General features: G+C 54.7%; 15 protein-coding genes. 4 read left to right on the forward strand and 11 right to left on the reverse strand.

Annotated elements, in window-relative coordinates:
• The first annotated feature begins 88 nt into the window (after nucleotides 1–88).
• Nucleotides 89–1,198, forward strand: a complete 1,110-nt coding sequence (locus AC3WS9_RS17230) for an AI-2E family transporter (RefSeq protein ID WP_282492698.1) — start codon at nucleotides 89–91, stop codon at nucleotides 1,196–1,198.
• Between the two features lie 120 nt (nucleotides 1,199–1,318).
• Entirely contained in the window at nucleotides 1,319–3,103 is a 1,785-nt protein-coding gene (locus tag AC3WS9_RS17235; RefSeq protein ID WP_492489524.1) for a diguanylate cyclase, read from the forward strand.
• A 4-nt stretch (nucleotides 3,104–3,107) separates the two neighbouring features.
• Here the strand turns inward: AC3WS9_RS17235 and AC3WS9_RS17240 are convergent, their stop codons facing one another.
• Nucleotides 3,108–3,713 (reverse strand): class I SAM-dependent DNA methyltransferase, encoded by a 606-nt coding sequence (locus AC3WS9_RS17240; protein ID WP_492489526.1) that lies wholly within the window; start codon nucleotides 3,711–3,713, stop codon nucleotides 3,108–3,110.
• A 111-nt stretch (nucleotides 3,714–3,824) separates the two neighbouring features.
• Nucleotides 3,825–5,378: a peptide MFS transporter gene (locus AC3WS9_RS17245; RefSeq protein ID WP_285145271.1), complete on the reverse strand. Its 1,554-nt coding sequence runs from the start codon at nucleotides 5,376–5,378 to the stop codon at nucleotides 3,825–3,827.
• A gap of 687 nt (nucleotides 5,379–6,065) precedes the next feature.
• Between AC3WS9_RS17245 and AC3WS9_RS17250 the strand changes: the two genes are divergently transcribed.
• Both AC3WS9_RS17250 and AC3WS9_RS17255 read left to right on the forward strand, forming a co-directional pair.
• Nucleotides 6,066–6,719 (forward strand): helix-turn-helix transcriptional regulator, encoded by a 654-nt coding sequence (locus tag AC3WS9_RS17250; protein WP_492489529.1) that lies wholly within the window; start codon nucleotides 6,066–6,068, stop codon nucleotides 6,717–6,719.
• Between the two features lie 17 nt (nucleotides 6,720–6,736).
• Nucleotides 6,737–8,185, forward strand: a complete 1,449-nt coding sequence (locus AC3WS9_RS17255) for a capsule assembly Wzi family protein (RefSeq protein WP_492489530.1) — start codon at nucleotides 6,737–6,739, stop codon at nucleotides 8,183–8,185.
• 1 nt (nucleotide 8,186) lies between these two features.
• On the opposite strand, the gene AC3WS9_RS17260 is transcribed toward AC3WS9_RS17255, so the two are convergent.
• From AC3WS9_RS17260 to tssF, 9 genes are all read right to left on the reverse strand, one after another.
• On the reverse strand, nucleotides 8,187–9,551 hold the full coding sequence (locus AC3WS9_RS17260) for a VasL domain-containing protein (protein ID WP_492489532.1): 1,365 nt from the start codon (nucleotides 9,549–9,551) through the stop codon (nucleotides 8,187–8,189).
• Nucleotides 9,552–9,617: 66 nt separating this feature from the next.
• The gene (locus AC3WS9_RS17265) at nucleotides 9,618–10,088 is read right to left on the reverse strand and encodes a hypothetical protein (RefSeq protein ID WP_285158352.1); all 471 of its coding nucleotides are present in this window, start codon (nucleotides 10,086–10,088) and stop codon (nucleotides 9,618–9,620) included.
• 8 nt (nucleotides 10,089–10,096) lie between these two features.
• Complete coding sequence (gene tssE / locus AC3WS9_RS17270) at nucleotides 10,097–10,546, reverse strand: type VI secretion system baseplate subunit TssE (protein ID WP_492489535.1); 450 nt, start codon at nucleotides 10,544–10,546, stop codon at nucleotides 10,097–10,099.
• Between the two features lie 718 nt (nucleotides 10,547–11,264).
• Nucleotides 11,265–11,648, reverse strand: a complete 384-nt coding sequence (locus tag AC3WS9_RS17275; RefSeq protein WP_492489536.1) for a hypothetical protein — start codon at nucleotides 11,646–11,648, stop codon at nucleotides 11,265–11,267.
• Nucleotides 11,641–12,624 carry a DUF6402 family protein gene (locus AC3WS9_RS17280; RefSeq protein WP_492489538.1) on the reverse strand — a complete coding sequence of 328 codons (984 nt, stop codon included), beginning with the start codon at nucleotides 12,622–12,624 and terminating at the stop codon, nucleotides 11,641–11,643. Before AC3WS9_RS17280 ends, AC3WS9_RS17275 begins: the two co-directional genes overlap by 8 nt.
• Nucleotides 12,625–12,628: 4 nt before the next feature.
• Entirely contained in the window at nucleotides 12,629–15,088 is a 2,460-nt protein-coding gene (locus tag AC3WS9_RS17285; protein ID WP_492490343.1) for a type VI secretion system Vgr family protein, read from the reverse strand.
• A gap of 11 nt (nucleotides 15,089–15,099) precedes the next feature.
• Nucleotides 15,100–15,624 (reverse strand): type VI secretion system lipoprotein TssJ, encoded by a 525-nt coding sequence (gene tssJ, locus AC3WS9_RS17290; protein WP_492489540.1) that lies wholly within the window; start codon nucleotides 15,622–15,624, stop codon nucleotides 15,100–15,102.
• Between the two features lie 31 nt (nucleotides 15,625–15,655).
• Nucleotides 15,656–16,738 (reverse strand): type VI secretion system baseplate subunit TssG, encoded by a 1,083-nt coding sequence (gene tssG / locus AC3WS9_RS17295; protein WP_492489542.1) that lies wholly within the window; start codon nucleotides 16,736–16,738, stop codon nucleotides 15,656–15,658.
• The gene (gene tssF / locus AC3WS9_RS17300; RefSeq protein ID WP_492489544.1) at nucleotides 16,702–18,471 is read right to left on the reverse strand and encodes a type VI secretion system baseplate subunit TssF; all 1,770 of its coding nucleotides are present in this window, start codon (nucleotides 18,469–18,471) and stop codon (nucleotides 16,702–16,704) included. The genes tssG and tssF overlap by 37 nt, the downstream gene beginning before the upstream one ends.
• Nucleotides 18,472–18,499: the final 28 nt, after the last annotated feature.

The raw sequence follows: 18,499 nt of genomic DNA on the forward strand, positions 1-18,499 counted from the left end.
GGCAGCAATGTGACCCACGCAACAAAATTGGTAATTCCCTCAAAGGGTTCTATAGTCGACTCTGTTTCTTAGCCACTAGGACTCGCTAATGCGCTTTAACGGACTGACTAAAGGTTTCTTTATTCTTATTCTCGCCATTGTCTCAGTGGCTTTCTTTGACATCCTCGCGCCCTACTTCTCCGCCGTGCTATGGGCGTCGATTCTGGCCGTGATTTTCCATCCGGTGAAAAACAAACTGCGCGGCTGGGTTGGCGAGCGCAACGGCGTGGCGTCGCTGCTTACGCTGGTGGTGATCTGCCTGATCGTCTTTACGCCGCTGGTGGTGATCCTCTCGTCGCTGGCCATCGAGCTGAACGTGGTGTACACCAAACTTCAGCACACCAACCCGCAGTTCCCGGAGGTGGTGGCGAGCCTGTTTGCCCACCTGCCGGACTGGGCGCGGAACTTCCTCGTCGAGCACAATCTGGATAACGCAGCGCAGATCCAGCAAAAGCTGTCTGACGTCGCCCTGAAAGGCGGACAGTATCTGGCAGGCAGCGCCTTCCTGATCGGCAAAGGGACGTTTGGCTTTGCGGTGAGCTTCGGCGTGATGATCTACCTGCTGTTTTTCCTGCTCAAAGACGGGCCGTGGCTGGTGCGCCAGATCCTCGATTCGCTGCCGCTGTCGGATTTTGTTAAGCAGCATCTGTTTGCCAAATTCGCCGCCGTCTCGCGCGCGACCGTCAAAGGCACCGCCGTGGTAGCGGTCGTTCAGGGGATTCTGGGCGGGATCGCCTTCTACATTGCCGGCATCGACGGCAGCGTCTTGTGGGGCGCACTGATGGCGTTCCTGTCGCTCATCCCCGCCGTCGGCTCGGCGATTATCTGGGTGCCCGCCGCCATCTTCCTGTTCGCCACCCAGCAGCTGTGGCAAGGGTTCTTTATCGTCGGCTTCTTCGTGATTATCGTCGGGCTGGTGGATAACATCCTGCGTCCGCTGCTGGTCGGGAAAGACACCAAAATGCCGGACTATCTGATCCTGATCTCGACTCTCGGCGGGATGGAAATCTACGGCATCAACGGATTTGTCATTGGCCCGCTGGTGGCGGCGCTGTTTATCGCCTGCTGGAACCTGCTCTCCGGGCGCGATCACGCGGGGAACGTAGACGAAATCGACGAGGCTTTCATCGAAGAAGGGAGAAATCCTCCCGATCTGTGAATCCCGGATGATAAATAGCAAACAGGCGGCCACGGGCCGCCTTTTTTTGTCACGCAAAATCAGGCGTTTCCTATAATTCCAGTAACGCTATCCCACTTATGGCTGAAAAGGATCCAACAGGTGCGAATTGCCACCATAACCAACTGGGCCTACGGTGCCACGGTGTGCCTGACTCTCGCCTCCGGCGTGGTCATGCTGATGGCCTCGAATGCCGATAACGCCGAGCGTCGGGCCGTTGAGCAGCGGCAGATTTTCGATCAGCTGACCGAGGAGGTCGAAACCGACGCCTGGTCGCTCTCCGATCTGGCGCGCCTGTACGTCGTGAATAAAGATCCTGATGCGCTGAAGGAGTATCAGCAGAAAGAACAATCACTTAAAGGTATCGATCAGCGCCTTTCGCGGCTCAAAGATAACGGTGCCACCGGCGAAGAGCTGGCGCTGCTGCATGAAGGATTACAGGTTGCCGATGAGCTGCAGGATGAGCAGCAGGCAGCGCTCGCCAGTATGGCGCGCGGCGAGGAGAGGCAGGCCGTCACTCTGCTGTACGGCAAGCCCTACGAGCAGGAGCTGGATCGGGTGCAGAATCAGATCGACCATTTCCGCCTGATCCTGGATCGTCGCGCCCAGAATGCCGTGGAACAGGCGACGCAGGCGTCCCGCACCCTGCGTACCCTGTCAGAAGTGATGGTCGGCCTGACCGCCCTGCTGTTTTTGTTCGTGCTCGGCTTTATTTTGAAGCGTCGCGTGCTGCGCCCGGTGGTGCGGCTCAGCGATGTCGTGCATCGACTGGCATCGCAGGATTACGCCGTGGAAACGCCGAACTTTAATCAGATCGACGAGATCGGCGATATGGCACAGGCGATCCGTATTTTCCGCGAGAACGGCCTGGTTCGACAGCAGCTGGAGAAAGAGCGCGACGCCGACTGGGCGATCCGCGAGCTGCTGGCGCGCATGACCCAGCGCCTACAGGGTTGTGAGAATTTCGCCGACGTGATTAACGTCGCCCAGCTTTTCGCCCCCAATATCGCGCCGGGCATTGGCGGGCAGCTCTATATTCTCGACCGCGATCCCTGGCAGATGCGCTGCGTCGCGCAGTGGCTGATCGACGATGAAAAACAGCTCCCGTTCCACCCGGACGAGTGCTGGGCGGTGCGTCGCGGTCAGAGCCATCCGCCGGTGAACGGCGAACCGGATATCACCTGCTATCACCTGCCGGAATCAGCGGCGAATCAGTCGCTGTGCGTGCCGCTGATCGCTCAGGGCGAGGCCATCGGTTTGCTCTCGTTCCAGAACATTACCCCGGAGACCGCGCCGTCCCGCGCCTATCTGGAGCTGATGGCCGAAGCGCTCGGGCTGGCGCTGGCTAACCAGCGTCTGCGCGACGCCCTGCTGGAAAAAGCGCTGTACGACCCGTTAACCGGCCTGCGTAACCGCCATCATCTGGAAGACAAAATGCAGACCCTGATGAGCCAGGCGCTGCGCAATGACGAACCGGTGAGCTGCCTGATGATCGATATCGACCACTTCAAGAGCATTAACGACCGGTTTGGTCACGAGGCGGGCGATCAGGTGATCAAAAGCGTGGCGGCGATTGTGCAGCGCGCCGTCAGCGACAACGGCATCGCCTTCCGCTACGGCGGGGAAGAGTTTCTGGCGCTACTGGCCGGGATCGGTGAAGAAGGTGCCCACGCCTGCGCCACGGAGATTTATGATGGAGTTCGCGCCTTGTCCCTGCGCTACGGCCTGGCGGAGATTGGCCCGGTTGATGTGTCGATCGGCATCGCCAGCTATCCGCAGCACGCTCAGAGCGACAACCTGCTGCGCGCGGCGGACGTGGCCCTGTACCGCGCGAAAGAGCTGGGACGTTCGCGGATTGTGAGTTTTGGGATGCTGGAGGCGGGGTAAAGGCTTATCTGAACTGGCACAGCCAGACCGAATGCCCGCCGCACTCCGGATCTTCAAACATCACCTCAATGACCGTGAAGCCGTTATCCGCCAGCCGTTGCCGGTATTCATCCGGCGACAGGCTGGCGTGGTAAAGCGGCTCGCCCTCGAATTCCCCCATCGCGATACCGTTATCCGTCCCGCTGGTGAACATCAACACGCTGCCTGAGTGGCTGTGACGGGCGAAAATGGGGAACATCTGGCGCTGATCGTCGTGTGAGAGGTGGAAAAAACTGTCCCAGGCGATCAGCCCGTCGAAGGTCTCATTGAGCGCCATCTGGCGCATATCCAGATTCAACCAGCGCTGTTCTGGAAACGCCTGCTGCGCGCGTGCCAGCATACCGGGCGCGCCATCGACGCCCGTTAGCTGGTAGCCGTGGCGGATAAAATGCTCTGCGATCGGCACCCCATTGCCGCAGCCGATATCCAGAATCGTCCCCTCTTCCCCGACCAGCCGGGTGAATTTATCCAGCCAGCCTTTCTCCATCAGATGACGGGAGCGCAGCTTCGCAAACGCACCGGCATGAGTGTCGTAAATCGTGAGGATGTTTTTCGCGGCGGCATCAGACATGTTGAGTCTCATTTATGCGGGGTTTCTGGAATGTTTATACCCTACTCGCCAGGCTCAAAACAAAAAAACCGGCGCAGAGGCGCCGGTTTGTGAGTGCGAATAACGCGCTTATCAGGCGTTAGTCACCGGTTTCGGCTCAGTTTTGCTCTGAGCGTTTTCCAGCATACGACGCACCGGCACAATCAGCACCGCCAGGACCGCGGCGCAGATCAGCAGCGCGATGGAGCAGCGCGCGAAGAGATCCGGCAGCATGTCCAGCTGGTCAGCTTTCACGTGACCGCCAATCAGGCCCGCCGCGAGGTTACCCAGCGCGCTGGCGCAGAACCACAGGCCCATCATCTGGCCGCGCATTCTTTCCGGGGCCAGCAGGGTCATGGTCGCCAGACCAATCGGGCTCAGGCACAGCTCGCCAAGGGTCAGCATCAGAATACTGCCCACCAGCCACATCGGGGAGACGCCCGCGCCGCCGTTGCTCAGGACATTTTCCGCCGCCAGCATCATCAGGCCAAAGCCCGCCGCCGCGCACAGAATACCGATCACAAACTTAGTGATACTGCTCAGGCGCACGCCTTTCTGGGCCATCATCGGCCAGGCCCAGCTAAAGACCGGTGCCAGCAGAATGATAAACAGGGCGTTGATCGACTGGAACCACACGGCCGGGATTTCAAAATCGCCGATCATGCGGTTGGTGTAGTCGTTCGCGAACAGGTTGAAGGAGGTCGGTTTCTGCTCGAACGCAGACCAGAAGAAGGCCGCGGAGACCAGCAGGATAAAGCAGACCAGCAGTCGCGCGCGCTCTTTGCGGTTCAGCCCGGCAAAGACGAACAGATAGATGAAGTACAGCGCCACGGAAGCCGCAATGATGTAAACCAGCGTGCTGGCCACCGCGACCGGGTTGATCACAATGATGCCCTGCGCGATCAGCGTCACGACGACCGCCACACCGACGGCCAGCGCCAGCAGCCACGCGCCGACGCCGTTTTTCTTCGCCACCGGGTTGTTCCAGGTAGAGTCCAGACCAACTTCGCTGTCGTAGCGTTTCATCGACGGGACGGCAAACAGACGGAAGATCACCAGCGCCACCAGCATCCCGATACCGCCGATGCCAAAGCCCCAGTGCCAGCCGTGGGTTTTAATCAGCCAGCCGGAGATCAGCGGCGCGATAAACGACCCCATGTTGATGCCCATGTAGAACAGCGAAAAGCCGCCGTCACGGCGCGCGTCGCCTTTCTTGTAGAGCGTACCGACCATCACCGAGATACAGGTTTTGAACAAACCGGAACCAAGAACGATAAACATCAGGCCGATAAAGAACAGGTTGTTGCCCATAAACGCGGAGAGCGCGATCGACAGATGGCCGAGCGCAATCAGGATCGAGCCATACCACACCGCACGCTGCTGGCCGAGCCAGTTATCCGCCAGCCAGCCGCCCGGCAGTGCCGCCAGGTACATGCTACCCGCGAAGATACCGACGATCGCCGAGGCGTTTTCACGCGCCAGCCCCATGCCGCCGTCGTAGACTGTCGCAGCCATGAACAGGATCAGTAGCGGACGAATGCCGTAGAACGAGAAGCGCTCCCACATTTCCGTGAAGAACAGCGAGCCAAGGGGATAAGGATGACCGAAGAAAGTTCGACTTTCTTTTTGATTAACAGAGGATTGCATAATTCTCCCGAAGAGGTGTGTCGTGTTGCAAATCACCACCAGATTGTTTGCCGACCCTCAATCCTGAGAGTCGAACCGTTACATCCAGCGAAATATTATTTAACCATTTGATAACCGGACGGTGGTTTTGTCTAGTGCCCGGAGGGGGACTTTAAGATGAAAATTCGACAGATGTCTAGTTTTGTAGACTTTTAGTTTGATGAGAAAGGGTAAAGATTGACAAGAATGCAGAAGGCACGACCTGATTTTCGTTCCAAAATAACCTCTTCATAGCCGCCCTTTCTCATGAGATTTCCGGGTTATTTTCTTACGTTTTCCATCTTCAATAAACGCAATATCGCCAGGGAAATTAAAAGCGAAAAATAACTCTCCCGCGCGTTTAAGTGAAACCTGTCGGGTTATATGCGAAAAATCTCACATCCAATAGATTAATTCCCATCAGGTCTACAGTTAGACTCAGATAAAACTTGAGCAAAAGATGTCCCGTGGTTAAAAATCCTCTGTCACTCTAAGAAAAAAACCAAGGATAAAAGCATGTATCTTTTATCAAAAATAATGAAAGTCATAATCGTATTGATATTGATTAGTTCGGTTGTCTGGGCATTTATTCCTGAAGCAGAAGCCGCTATTTATTTACACTATCCGTGAGCGTCGTCATCTGGGATCGACTCTCTTTTCAGGTTTACTATGATAAATATTATTCTCAATGACCGTGATAGTTTTTATCGCCTCGGCATGCAGACGCTGTTTAGCGCCCTTTTTCCGGACGAATTTGATAATCGTATCGCCTTCACTCATGACCTGAACCCACAAAACGTGGGGGTCGCTGATGTGATTGTGATGGGGCTTTCCCATGGGGAAATCAGCATCTGCCATCCCGTGCTTCATGCCCGCAAGCAAAACAGCCTGATAATCGGCCTGTATGAAGGGAATGCGCCCCCGCACTGCGACCCACTCCCACTCTGTTTTAAGAATATTATTTTCGTCAATCGTACAGAACCCTTGCCCGAGATTAAAAAGCGGTTTTTACGCAGTTGGGAAAATTGTCGTATTCTGCCGATGATACCCCGGCAATGGAAATGTCAGGATTGCCGTCATAAAACACTTTCTCCACAGCAAATTAACGTCGCCAATCATTATTACCAGGGTGCCACCGCCGAGCAAATCTCGCAAATTCTGTGTATCAGTATCAAAACGGTATTTACTCATAAGCGAATGATCATGGGTAAATTCAATTTACATTCAGACTTTCAACTTTTCACGTTATTTAACGTGATAAAAGCGCTGAATAACGACACCCCAGATTTCCTCACGGCACACCGGGAGCTGAAGCGGGCATAATATCGCAGAGGATGCGTATGAAATACGTCAAAAAGGGGCTCCGGGCATGCTTCATTTTATGTCTGGCCAGTGGCCCATGGCACGCTTATGCCGGGGGAATGGTATTAAGCGATATTCAGCTTCGAAGCGATCTCACATGGCTGAGTAACAATAATGTTATTGCCATTAATCTCTCTACCTGGCCGCTTAGCCAGGATGACATTGCCCGGGCCCTCGCCGGGGCAAAACACAGCGACAACCTGATGGCCGGACAGGTCATCAACCGGGTGCACTATCGACTTAGCGAATTAAAATCGCCGGTCAGAGTGAAAACCTGGGCGCAGTCGATCCAATCCGCATTACCGCCTGGGTTTAGTGATTCCAGAGCCAGCGCCCACGGTGTCAGTGTGGCGCTGGAAATGAGCGGAGAAGCCTGGGACATTAATCTGCAGGGACAACAGGAGCATCATCAGTGCATCAACGATGTGACCCATGGGAATCTGAACGGAGCTTACGCCGGAATAAACCTCTTCAACCAATGGGTCGCCTTCGGCGAGATCCCGCAGTGGTGGGGGCCGGGCAATGACGGGAGCCTGATTCGCTCTGACGCAGCGCGACCGGTGGTGGGGTTTTTAATGCAGCGGGCAGAGCAGTCGCCTTTTGATACTCCGTGGCTTGCCTGGCTGGGAAGCTGGCAGTACCAGCTTTCCGCCGGGCAACTGCGCCAGTATCACAGCCCCGAAGAGGCCAAACTGATGGGAGCGCGCGTAACGTTCGCGCCTGTCGCCTCTCTTGAAACGGGCTTTTCGAGGATGATGATGTTGGGAGGAAAAGGTCGGCCAAACCATCTGGCATCGTTTCGGGATGCTTTTCTGGGACGTGACAATACCGGCAACCAGGATCGCGATCCGGGGAATCAGATGGCTGGTTTCGACGTTAACTGGAAACTGTTTAGCCTCACCGGGCTGCCGATCGCGTTTTACGGGCAGGCGATCGGAGACGATCAGGCGGGTATTTTACCCTCGCACAACGCGTTCTTAGCCGGTTTGCAGGGCAATCATTCCTGGGGCAATCAGCAGGTTAACTGGTACGTGGAAGGCGCAGATACCCGCGCAGGAATGAAAACCACGGGTAACACTTACTACCACTATTGCTACCACGAAGGTTACTACCAGCAAGGGGCTTCCCTGGGGGACGCGATGGGCGGAGACGGTACGCGCTATTCGGTAAAAACCGACGTCGTACTGGAAAATGAACAGCGCCTGAGCGCCAGGCTAATGTGGGCCAGAGTCAACCGCGACTCGCTGCGGATTAACAAAGCCTATCCACAGGCGGATACGCTGAAAGGTGCCGAGCTGGGGTGGTCGGTGCCTGTATCGCCACGGGTTACCGTCGGGAATGCCGTCTGGTTTACGGACCGCGACTCCGCCAGTCACGATACCGGAATCGCGGTCACACTCAGCTTTTTCTCCGGGGAAGTTCGCTAACTTATTTCGGCTGGGCGTCTCCCCCCTCCAGCTGCGAATAAGAGACAATCGATCGTTTCAGATGCTCTTCAACTCTCTGACGCTGGGCGATGCTATCCGCGCCTTGCGTCGGAGAACTCGCGGCCTGGCGGAGCTGTTCTTCCACCGGAACCGTCTGGCGAAAACTGTTCATCATCTCGTAAACGTTTGATTTCAGCTCGCTCACGGTAATGTATTTCCCTTTCTGCCCGTCCAGCGCATTGAGCCGATCTGCCAGCATCTGAAGCCGCTGCATGCCCTCGTACCAGCCGGTCAGTGAATTCGCGGGAAGCGTATTGGCCGCGAGACGCTGCTGCCAGTTTTTTTGCATCTGCCCCATTTCCGGGTTTTCCGGCCAGAGGGTTTTCCCCTGATTCAGCAGCGCGTTGCCATATTGAACCGTCCAGCCGGGCGGCAATGCTGCCAGGGCATCAAGCTGCTCCGACGCGCGTTTTAACCAGCGTGCCGGATCGCCGTTAACGCGATCAGGCTGGCGCAAACCCTGGATTTGATCCGGCGTGAGTGCCTGGGGTAACGGCGTGACAGAAGCCTGCAGCGCCATCGACAGTTCATCCGCCCGATGGGCAAAACTCCAGCCCCACAACGCCATCGCTCCGACCACCAGCGACGAGCAGGCTCCGGCGAGAAACACGGGCCAGCGTCTGGGCGGCGGCAGCGTTTCGTGGATGACTTCGACATTCACCTCCGGCTCTGGACGAATCACATACACCAGGCGGCTCACCGGCGCAGAGTCACCGTTTGCAGGCAGTGACGCCAGGGCCTGAGCGGGAAGCGTAATGGCGGCCGACAGGCTCTCCTGCGAGGAACTGTTCTCCAGCCGGGTCAACGCACCGCGCACTTGCTGCATCAGCGGTGCCGTCTGGCAGGCGTGCTTCAGTGCCTGCCGCGCCAGAATATCGTCCATCGCCTCAATCAGCTTCTCAGCCTGCTCCAGCGCGATAAGATCGGCCGGGTTGAGCGAGTAAGTGCGAAATATTTTCTGTAAGCGCTGGAACAATCCGTTGAGGATCTCGGCGCGGGCATGGACCGGCTGCGGCCAGAGCTGGGTCCACTGATGGCTGAGCAGCGCATTCAGGATCGCCAGCCCTTCATTGATCCCGTTGACGCGCGCCAGATGGCTCCGCGCCAGGGTATACCAGGCTCCGGTCTGCAGTTCGACGCCGTTTATCTCGAATAATGAAAGGGATAGTGCTTCGACCTGTTTCCAGTTTACGTCCGGACGCGCGGGATGGGTCAGCTTCGCCATCTCCTCACGCAGGGCGATAAAGTCAGGAAGCGCCCGCGGATCGTGCCCCGTTTTTACCGGGCGAGGGTGTACATCGTGCATAGTGGTTTCATCCCTGAGGGAAAGAGTGGCGGATAAGCGATGCTCGTCCGCCGGGGATTTTGTCGATCAGGGAAGCAGATTCCCGATCATTTCAAAGAACACATCTTCGTTAAAGGTTTTGCGAGGCGACGCGACGCCGCCATAAACGCTGTATGACCAGTTGACGTCATCGCTTGAGCGCATAAACAGGCGGTACAGTGAAGTGCTCTTGCCGTCGCCGTACAGCGTCACGTCGACGCCGCCCGTCACGCCCTGCCCGTATAAAAATTCCGGCGTGAACTTTATCTTCCGATTTTCGTAGCCCAACGCCAGGCCAGGAACAGTGAACGAACTCCCCCCGGCAAAAAGGTCAAGTACGGAAACGGACTCACTCTCAATCTGAATGCCCGTTCCCGCCAGCCAGTCGTCCATCGCGCCCTGAAGAAGCGTCATTCGTGTGCAGAACTCGGCAATATCCGCCTCACTTTTGCTGCTAAACGGGCGGGGATGAGGCTGTTGATCCTGAAGTTTTTTTAGAAAGCGTGCTTTTGCTGACATGTGCGGCCTTACATCCGGGATTTGTTATCAAGGTAGTGTTGCTGTTTGAGGTGGCGGATCAGCACCCGCCCTTCGGGCATAAAATCGGTTCCATAGCGCACCAGCCCGATGCCTTTCAATTCCGCATCAATGGCATAGCGCAGCTCACCGGGAACTTCCTGATCCTGTAGCACCACATTGATGCTTTTCAGGCGCGGCTCGTATTTGAGCAATACCTCTGAAAACGTGGTCATCAGCTGATGCGCGGTGCCGGGCATGCCCTGCAGGATTTTGGTCATGTCCGGCAGACCGTAGTCGGGCAGATGCGCCAGCGTGCCCGCGCGGCAGTTGAGGATCCGCTGCATGTTGTCGAGTACGGACAGGATCACCTGGTTGGGCTCGTTGACCTGATGGAGGTCGAGACCGCCGGTGAAGTTGCCGTAGAGGGTTTCGTAGAGGGATGGTGTATTATTTGGCATTTTTCAATTATTTAATGACAGTTATTAACTAACACAACGGCACAGGAATTAAACATCACTTAGTCATATTTTATAGGTTATCTTCTACTTCCCCAAGATATTACCCCCACCAACTAAATAACTTATACACTACAACCTTGAATGATTTGTCAGAAGCTGAACTTTCAAACAGTTTATTATGCTCACCAAAAAAAACAGACGTAGGAAATATCAAATAAATTACCACTAAAAGAAATAAAATTATTCTAGTTTTGATTCTATTATTCATTATATTCATAAAAAACAACCTCATCTCGCTCTAGTGGTTTTACCCAATACACATCAGACAGAATGATATGATCCCCACCGAAACCGTTTTTCTCGCCAACGTCTAAAATCGCTATTGAACACAGGAACAAAACTAGAGTAATGAAGTGCCATAACCTAATCCTCCAGGATAGAAAAATTCATACTTTTCACCATTAATTAACTCGTTCGAATTTTAAACTAAAATTCCAGACAAGCAATAACACAGAAAAATCTGAACATCCCCCATACAGAACAAAATAACAACCCTCGCCTTTAAAAGACTTGTAAAGAGAGGAGATATTATTTCATACCGATATACAGTCACTTTATATTTTTTAATCTGAACTGAATATATCGAATACTTTTGTATTTTCATTAAAGTGATACCACATCATTCCTGGCACCGTTCGATTGAGCTCTTCATTCTATGCTAACCGCATACTGGAATCCTCCATTCCGCCCACCCATCACTTGTTGGATATACGGCAAATTGTCCATGCCATTCTGGAGCCATTAAATCTGAGAATTGTGACTGCCAAAAGTACCATGCAGAGCTTTTTAATTTATTACCATCTTTATCATATACAATGAAGAATGATTGATTGGAGAACAGGTGCAGTAATCTACCAGGTGCTCCGTATGGGCGATAGTCTGGAATATAAGTCACTAACTCACATTTATTCTGATTATTCCAGAGAGAGTCCTCCTTTACCGCCCCGCGATAAGCCATTATTTTAATGAAAAGTAAAAATATAAATATCATAAAAAAAACCAACACTGTCGCGACGAGTATTTTTTTCATTAATCTAGCCATTCGCATTCTTCTCTTTCCAGTCCAAATACTCTTCAACATCTATAGCATTCAAATGAATTACAATATTTACCGGAATTTTCTTTACTGTTGAATAAACAAAAAAGTCTCCGGTTTTGTTATCAGCTTTATACTTTTCCCTATAGTTAACAAAAGCCGAGTTTGTGACTCGAAAGTATCGCTCATCGTCTTTATCAATATAGTCTTTATTCATCACCCCACTGATCAAATTTGGCTTAATCACACCTTTGAATCCCCAATACCCCAAAGGCTGATCATCACCGTCATTCATAAACTCATAAGTATCTCTGACATACAGACCAAGCTCGCTAATCTCTAATCTTATGAATCCACTTTTTTCTTTATATATAGAAAGATCTGTAAATGCTATTTTTATTATAAAAGAGCCTAGAGCACCATAGACATCATCAAGTTTATCTGTCGCCTTTTCCCATAGAGTACTGCCAATCCTTATGAAATTAAACTGACTTATCTTATCTAATTCCATTGCAGATAAGCCATTATAGTTAACATGGGCGTTTTTGAACACACCATCAACCAAAAAACCAGAATTCTCCAATCTATTTAAAATAAAACACAGCCCGCTAGACAATTGATTCAGAAGACTCTTTTTACGACCAAGAGTTTCATTATACTCTACAACATTTGACATCTCCCTTACAAAGCCATCATAGATAGGTTTAATGCGTGATGATGAGGTCAATAGCCAATCAAAACTTAAATCATCTAATATATTATACTTATCAATCATCCCCATATCGACTCTGTTGAGTTTTTGTTGTTTAGTCATTTCAAAATATGGGTCATTAAACCACTTTCGCATGAATCTTGCAGATTCGACCCACCCCATATTTTCCATAACCTGAGGGATATCGGTAATTTTAAAAACTTTTACGGGAACAGTTTCCTGAGCTTCCTTGTCATTAGTGAGCTTAGACTTTACTTTTATTTCAACCATTATTTTACCCAATAATTAGTGAATCTTGTTTCAAGATACTCAACTCGAGCTCAGATGCCTCTGAATCACTTATAAAACTAGTGAGACCATTGTCACAACTGCTTCCTTTTACTACACCTGATGCGGAAGATAATACATAACCAACTCCCGGAATTGGCTGAAGTGTTTTGTCATCAACAAGAACAAAACTTCTCCTATAAGTATCAGATATTCCAGGCATAAATGGATATTCGGCCTCCAGGGCTACACTTCCCGTCGTCACCGACCGCTTAATCTTCCGCGTATAAGTCGTATCCGTCCCGTACTCGATTTTCCCTTCCTGAATGATGAGATAACTCCCGCCGCCTATCAGCGTGACCTTCTTCTTGCCCGCAAACAGCATGTCGCTCGCCGATATCAGGCTCAGTTTCTGCTCCGCGCTGATGTGCATTTCGCCGTTCTGCGCCTGAATCTGCACCGGACCTTCGCTGGCGTTCAGGGTCAGTGAGCCACTGCGGGCAAACAGGCCAACGCTTTCCCCTGCCAGAATGGCCGTATTACCCAGCGCCCCGCTGCTGAAATCCCCCCCGGCGTTCATCGCCACGTTCTGGCTGGCAGTCATCTGCAGATGTTCTCCGCTGGTGAACGCCACACCCTGCGGGCCGTGGAAGTGGATCATCTCGTTCAGCGGTTTCAGGCGCTGGCTGAACATCGCCAGCTGGCTCACGATATCCGCCTCCAGCGCCTGCGCCTGTTCTGCCGCGGCGGCCAGGGCTTTCAGCTGCTGCTGGCAGACCTCGATTTCTTTCAGCGCCGTAGCCATATCCAGCACTTCACCTGCGGCCTTCTGCTGGCCATCGGCGGTGATGAACAGCCCCTTTGCCACGCGGATGACGCCGTACTCGTCCGTGCGCAGTTCGAAGCCACTGCCTCGCGGTTTGTTCTGCGCATCGACGATATGGCCCTCATTCAGCTGCGTGCCGCCGAACGGTGTGGTCAGCGCGATATGCTCCTCGCCGCGCTGGTCTTCCATCCGCAGTTCGTTTTGTGCTGCGGTGCGCAGGATGTTCTGGCTGCGGTTGTCACGGGTGACGATGTCAGCATGTTCTGAGTCGTGAAACGCGTGGGCGATGTAGGGCCGGTCGATGTCGCCGTCGTCATAGGCGATGCCCACTTCCGTGCCGTCGATAAGCGGCGTATGCCAGCCGTATTTGTCACCGGCGTACGGTTTCGCCTGGCGAACCCACAGGTAGTGATAACCCGGCTCGGCATCCTCGCGGCTGAAATCCAGCTTCACGCGGTAGCGGCCATGGTTATCCAGATGAGCGTAGATGTCGCCCTTCTCGCGGCTTTCAATCCGCGCAGGCTGGGTGCCCGGCATTTTTGGGCGCGGCACTTCCTGCGAGCGGAAGCAGAACTGTTCGCTGTACGGCATCCCCCACACCGACACATGCAGGCGGCTGTCGCGGGTGGCACTGAAGGTGGTGAGGGTTATCACCACGCCCTCTTTCAGGTCGTTCAGGCTGCTGCCGTCGGCTTCCAGCACCATCCCCGGCGTCAGGTGCGACGCGTTGCTGAACAGGTGCAGTCGGGCTGATTTATTCAGCTCGCGCTCATGGTGGATACGGGCGTAAAACGCCCCGCTTTCGGTGTCAGGCTCAGAAGTTGCATCATCACCCGCGTCGAGGAATGGCGCAGCGTAGCGGTAATGCTCACCCGTGGTGGTAGCGTTGTTTCTGACCGTCACCGCAGAATCTTTTGGCGTGGTCGCCGTGCGGTAGTTGTAGTCTCGTGTGCGGACCAGCCCGGTCACCGTGTTGTGCCAGGTGCGCAGGCCCCAGACTGATTCCACTGCGCCGTCGTACAGGGCAGACGGCTCCTGATACGGCAGATGCACGTCAAACTGGTAGTTGAGTTGGCTGTCGGCAAAGGTCAGCGTGTCCAGCCCGGTGACCTCGTTGACGCCGGAGCGAAACCAGATGCCGACTTCGGACAGCAGACGCTGGATAAACTGCAGGTCGCTTTCCCGCCACTGGGTGATGAGTTCCCGCGGCGGATAGCTGCGCTCCAGGCGGAACTCAAAATCCGAACCTTCCAGACCGTGCGCCCGCAGCACCTGCTCCACCAGCTCAGGGACGGAGAGATTCTGATACACCGCACAGCGGCGGGTATGCGAGAGCAGCGCCAGGCGGGATGATATTGTCACGCTGTAGTGGGTCTGGTCGGCGGTCGTGCCCAGCCATTCAAATCCGGTAATGATGCCCTGCACCACCCGCCCGCTCAGCATGCGCAGCGTGGCGTACTTCATCAGGACATCTTCTGCCGCCACATCATCCTGCGACGAGGTGAACTCAATCCGCCATCTGAAGGGCTCGTTCAGCGCCTCGCGTCCGTGAAACTTCAGGACATCCGTACTGACCCGGCTGTCGTTGATCTCAAGCCGGTAGCGGGTCTGTCCGTCAAACAGTGCCAGCCAGTTATCCATTGCCATTGTCGTCACTCCTTAACGGGGACCAGAGTCAGAAAACCATCGCCCAGTTCAATGGTACGCGGCTTATCCGGATCAAGATCGGCGCGGGTCAGCACCAGTTTCCAGGCATTGTTCTTCATGTCCGGGCGGTTGAACAACCCGACTACCGCCACAAATTGCGCCTCTTCATCCATGGGCATATTGAGCGTGACGCTGCCTTTCGGCATCACCAGCAGCGACTTGCTCGAAACCATATCCTCTTTCAGTACAGTGTCGGCATCACGCAGCAGCTTCTGGTAATCGGCGGCATCCACCTTCTGCCGGTCCTTTAGCTGATAGACCCGCACCATTGTCGCCAGCGGGGTCTGTGCCTCATCGGCATTGGTGGCCGCACGCGGTTCGAAATCGAGATGAAGCACCTTAATTTTTTTGTAGAAAATCGATTTGGTCATGTTTACCGCGCCATCGGATACGGACTGTGTCAGGCCGCAGCCCGCGAGCAAACAGCAGATGGCAAGCAGCACAACCTGCCGCAGAGAAACAGATGTCATTCGGAGGTTCCTTTCAGAATAAACAGGCGTATTAGTCGAAGCGGTAACTACCATCCTGGGCGGATGGCAGCGGGTGGCAATGGAGGCCTTCATAGCAGCCGAGGCTGACGGTCAGATGGCTGCGGTTAACATTCAGTTTTCCCGCTTTCAGGCCGAGAATCCCGGTCCGACCAAGCTGGATGCGTCGTTTCTGGCCGAGTCGCGGCTCAGGGAGCACGCTCACGGGCACCGTCAGACGCAGCCGCACATCTGATCGGTAGCCCATGTAGACGCGCAGCAGCACCATCAAATCCGTGTGGAGTTGGCCTCCCGGCAGCCAGCCTTCGGCTTCATCGGGATTGCTGGTCGCCAGCCACAGCGCGATCCGGCTACAGGCTTCCTTGCCGGTTTTCCCCAGCGTGGCGCGCTGAGATAATGCGACGCGGTTGGTTTTCCCCAGCCCGCTGCGCTGGGACACCTGCACTTTGATGGGGTCGGGGCTGATAAGGGTAGCCGTCGTTTCCGGTGCCAGCAGGGCGACTAACTGGCGAATACCTTCCGCATTTCGGGTCGGCAGACGCATCGCCCCGAGAAGCGCCAGGAAACGAGAAACCGGGGTGGCGATGTTTTCCGCCGTACCCGGGATTCCCAACCCCACCAGCCCCAGTAAGCACTGCGACGTATCGTCCGTTCCGCCGGATTCAAACGTCGCGGGGTAGGCATACTTACGCCAGATACGATAGTACTGGGTGGTGATGCGGTGGCTGAAAATATCCAGAAATGAGGTGGTCGCTTCGTACCCTTCCCTGCGCTGGGCGATATCGTCCAGGTAGGCCGTCGGTAAGGGAGAGTCGACGCCATACATCCCCAGGAATGTCGTACGCACCGTTGGCGGCAGATGCGGATTATCGTCATCTGTTTCAACCGTACGCAATTCGCTGGCCGGGAAACCCATGCCCGGCCAGGGACGAAAACGCACCGGATCGGTGGACGGTTTGTCAGATGTCCCGAGCAGAGGCGTTTTTGGATTTTCCTGTTCGAGCAACTGGCAGAAACGGTAGAAGTTAACCCGCCAGATATCCTTGCCAAGCCGCTCTGTCAGCCCGGCACGTGCTGGCTGTGACTCTCTTTCCATTGCAGTCGTTTCCCTGTCGGTTGCAGAACCAGCGTGAGTTGATTGAAAAGATGGACATCGGCATAGAGCGCAAAGAAGCGGTGCAGCATTTCGCCGAACAGATTGACGTCGCCCTCGCCGGCAAAATTATCGGCATTTAGCGTGACCTCAATCTCCACGCCGCGCAGCATATAGCCGCGCTCGAACCGACGAATCAGCGTGTGCTTCACGGCGACAATCGCTTCCAGACGACGGCGGTTCATCTCATCGTCAGTCCAGTCGTACAGGGCCAGCGTACCGCGCAGCACTTCCGGATTGTCCATCATGCTTAAGAAGCTCGAACCCAGATGGCTCATGACTCGCCAGTGGAAGCGGTCGTTGGCCGGGGGATACAGCGGCAAGGTCGGTGCGTTCAGATTAAGCACTCTCACCGGGACTTTTCCCGCTTTCACTACCCGGTCGAGAAGCGTACTTTCCAGCGCCTTGCGGGGGAGCTGTCCGTTGGTCCCGGTGATGCGCATCGACAGGGATTCTGGCTTATCAGACAGTTGCTCCATTTCAAAGGAACGGCCGCCCAGGATCAGCCAGGTGTCGTACAAACCTGACGGACCGCGCTTCACGCGGGTGTGGAAATAGCGCTCTGGGGCGTCGTGGCGCATCATGCCGCCGCGATGGCGGAAGCTGGTGAACGGCACGTACTGATGCTTGCCGTTTTTCACCGCGCCGTGAATGTTGTCGACGGAGTAGATTTCCGTGTGGCCGTCCTGAACACGCATGGGCCGCAGCAGGTATTCGTTTTCCAGTGGATCGATGGTTAGTGGATCGGCTTCCAGGGTGAAGAGGTTAATCACCGGCGCGCAGTGCAGACGGAAGTTTTCGGTTTCGAACGGCATGTCCGACGGCCAGCCGCCGTCGAGCACAATGTCGGTTTCAAACCAGGTCGTATCCTGATTAAGCCCGGTCAGTTCCAGACCGTGCAACTCGACAAACATAAACTTCTGCCGGAAGCTGAAATATTCCAGCAGCAGCTGATAGCCGCTAAAAGCCGAATCACCTTTCGGCCACAGACGTTCGTGGTCATCAAAGCCCATCGGTTTGCACCAGCCGTCAAAACGCATGCGTTCAGTGCGGGTCGCTGCATGGCGGGCGTAGATGGCATGCACCCGACGGGTTAGCGCCAGATGCAGGGCCGAGGCCACCGGGCTTTCCGCATCGAGATAAATCGCCACTTTATCGATGCCGCTTTTTGACCAGTCCACTTTGCTGCTGCACTCAAAACGCAGGCGGATCGCGGCGCGACCGTCCGGTTCGGTCTGCAAACGGGCATCCGCCAGATGTATTGGCTGCAGCGTGATATCACGGGTCGTGCGGTACTGGCAGACGGTTTTATCCGGTCCGACCGGTCGGGACAACACCGAGAAACCTTCCGGCAGCGTTTCAGCCTGCTTAAGCTGCTGCCACTCTGGCGATAACGCGACCACCGCCAGCGACGGGATGGAGCGCATATAGTGCGGCCAGAGCAGACTCACCAGCCCTTCGGTCAGCTCCGGGAGGTCATCGTCGAGCTTTTCACGCAGACGTCCCATCAGGAAGGCAAATCCTTCGAACAGGCGCTCGACGTACGGATCGCGGGCGCCGGTTTTATCCAGATTGAGCATGGCCGCCCGGTCGGGGTGAGCGCGGGCGAATTCCTTACCCGCTTCGCGCAGGTAGCGCATTTCTGCCTCAAAGTAACGCAGAGTTAAATCATCCATGCACGGGATTCCTGAATGTCATGTTCAT

Source organism: Lelliottia sp. EB106-05-01-XG201 (assembly GCF_058791735.1).

Excerpts from the sequence above, each read along its gene's own strand:
- AC3WS9_RS17230 (WP_282492698.1), top strand. The coding sequence starts at position 89 with ATGCGCTTTAACGGACTGACTAAAGGTTTCTTTATTCTTATTCTCGCC.
- AC3WS9_RS17240 (WP_492489526.1), bottom strand. The coding sequence starts at position 3,713 with ATGTCTGATGCCGCCGCGAAAAACATCCTCACGATTTACGACACTCAT.
- AC3WS9_RS17245 (WP_285145271.1), bottom strand. The coding sequence starts at position 5,378 with ATGCAATCCTCTGTTAATCAAAAAGAAAGTCGAACTTTCTTCGGTCAT.
- AC3WS9_RS17250 (WP_492489529.1), top strand. The coding sequence starts at position 6,066 with ATGATAAATATTATTCTCAATGACCGTGATAGTTTTTATCGCCTCGGC.
- AC3WS9_RS17255 (WP_492489530.1), top strand. The coding sequence starts at position 6,737 with ATGAAATACGTCAAAAAGGGGCTCCGGGCATGCTTCATTTTATGTCTG.
- AC3WS9_RS17260 (WP_492489532.1), bottom strand. The coding sequence starts at position 9,551 with ATGCACGATGTACACCCTCGCCCGGTAAAAACGGGGCACGATCCGCGG.
- AC3WS9_RS17265 (WP_285158352.1), bottom strand. The coding sequence starts at position 10,088 with ATGTCAGCAAAAGCACGCTTTCTAAAAAAACTTCAGGATCAACAGCCT.
- tssE (WP_492489535.1), bottom strand. The coding sequence starts at position 10,546 with ATGCCAAATAATACACCATCCCTCTACGAAACCCTCTACGGCAACTTC.
- AC3WS9_RS17275 (WP_492489536.1), bottom strand. The coding sequence starts at position 11,648 with ATGGCTAGATTAATGAAAAAAATACTCGTCGCGACAGTGTTGGTTTTT.
- AC3WS9_RS17280 (WP_492489538.1), bottom strand. The coding sequence starts at position 12,624 with ATGGTTGAAATAAAAGTAAAGTCTAAGCTCACTAATGACAAGGAAGCT.
- AC3WS9_RS17285 (WP_492490343.1), bottom strand. The coding sequence starts at position 15,088 with ATGGATAACTGGCTGGCACTGTTTGACGGACAGACCCGCTACCGGCTT.
- tssJ (WP_492489540.1), bottom strand. The coding sequence starts at position 15,624 with ATGACATCTGTTTCTCTGCGGCAGGTTGTGCTGCTTGCCATCTGCTGT.
- tssG (WP_492489542.1), bottom strand. The coding sequence starts at position 16,738 with ATGGAAAGAGAGTCACAGCCAGCACGTGCCGGGCTGACAGAGCGGCTT.
- tssF (WP_492489544.1), bottom strand. The coding sequence starts at position 18,471 with ATGGATGATTTAACTCTGCGTTACTTTGAGGCAGAAATGCGCTACCTG.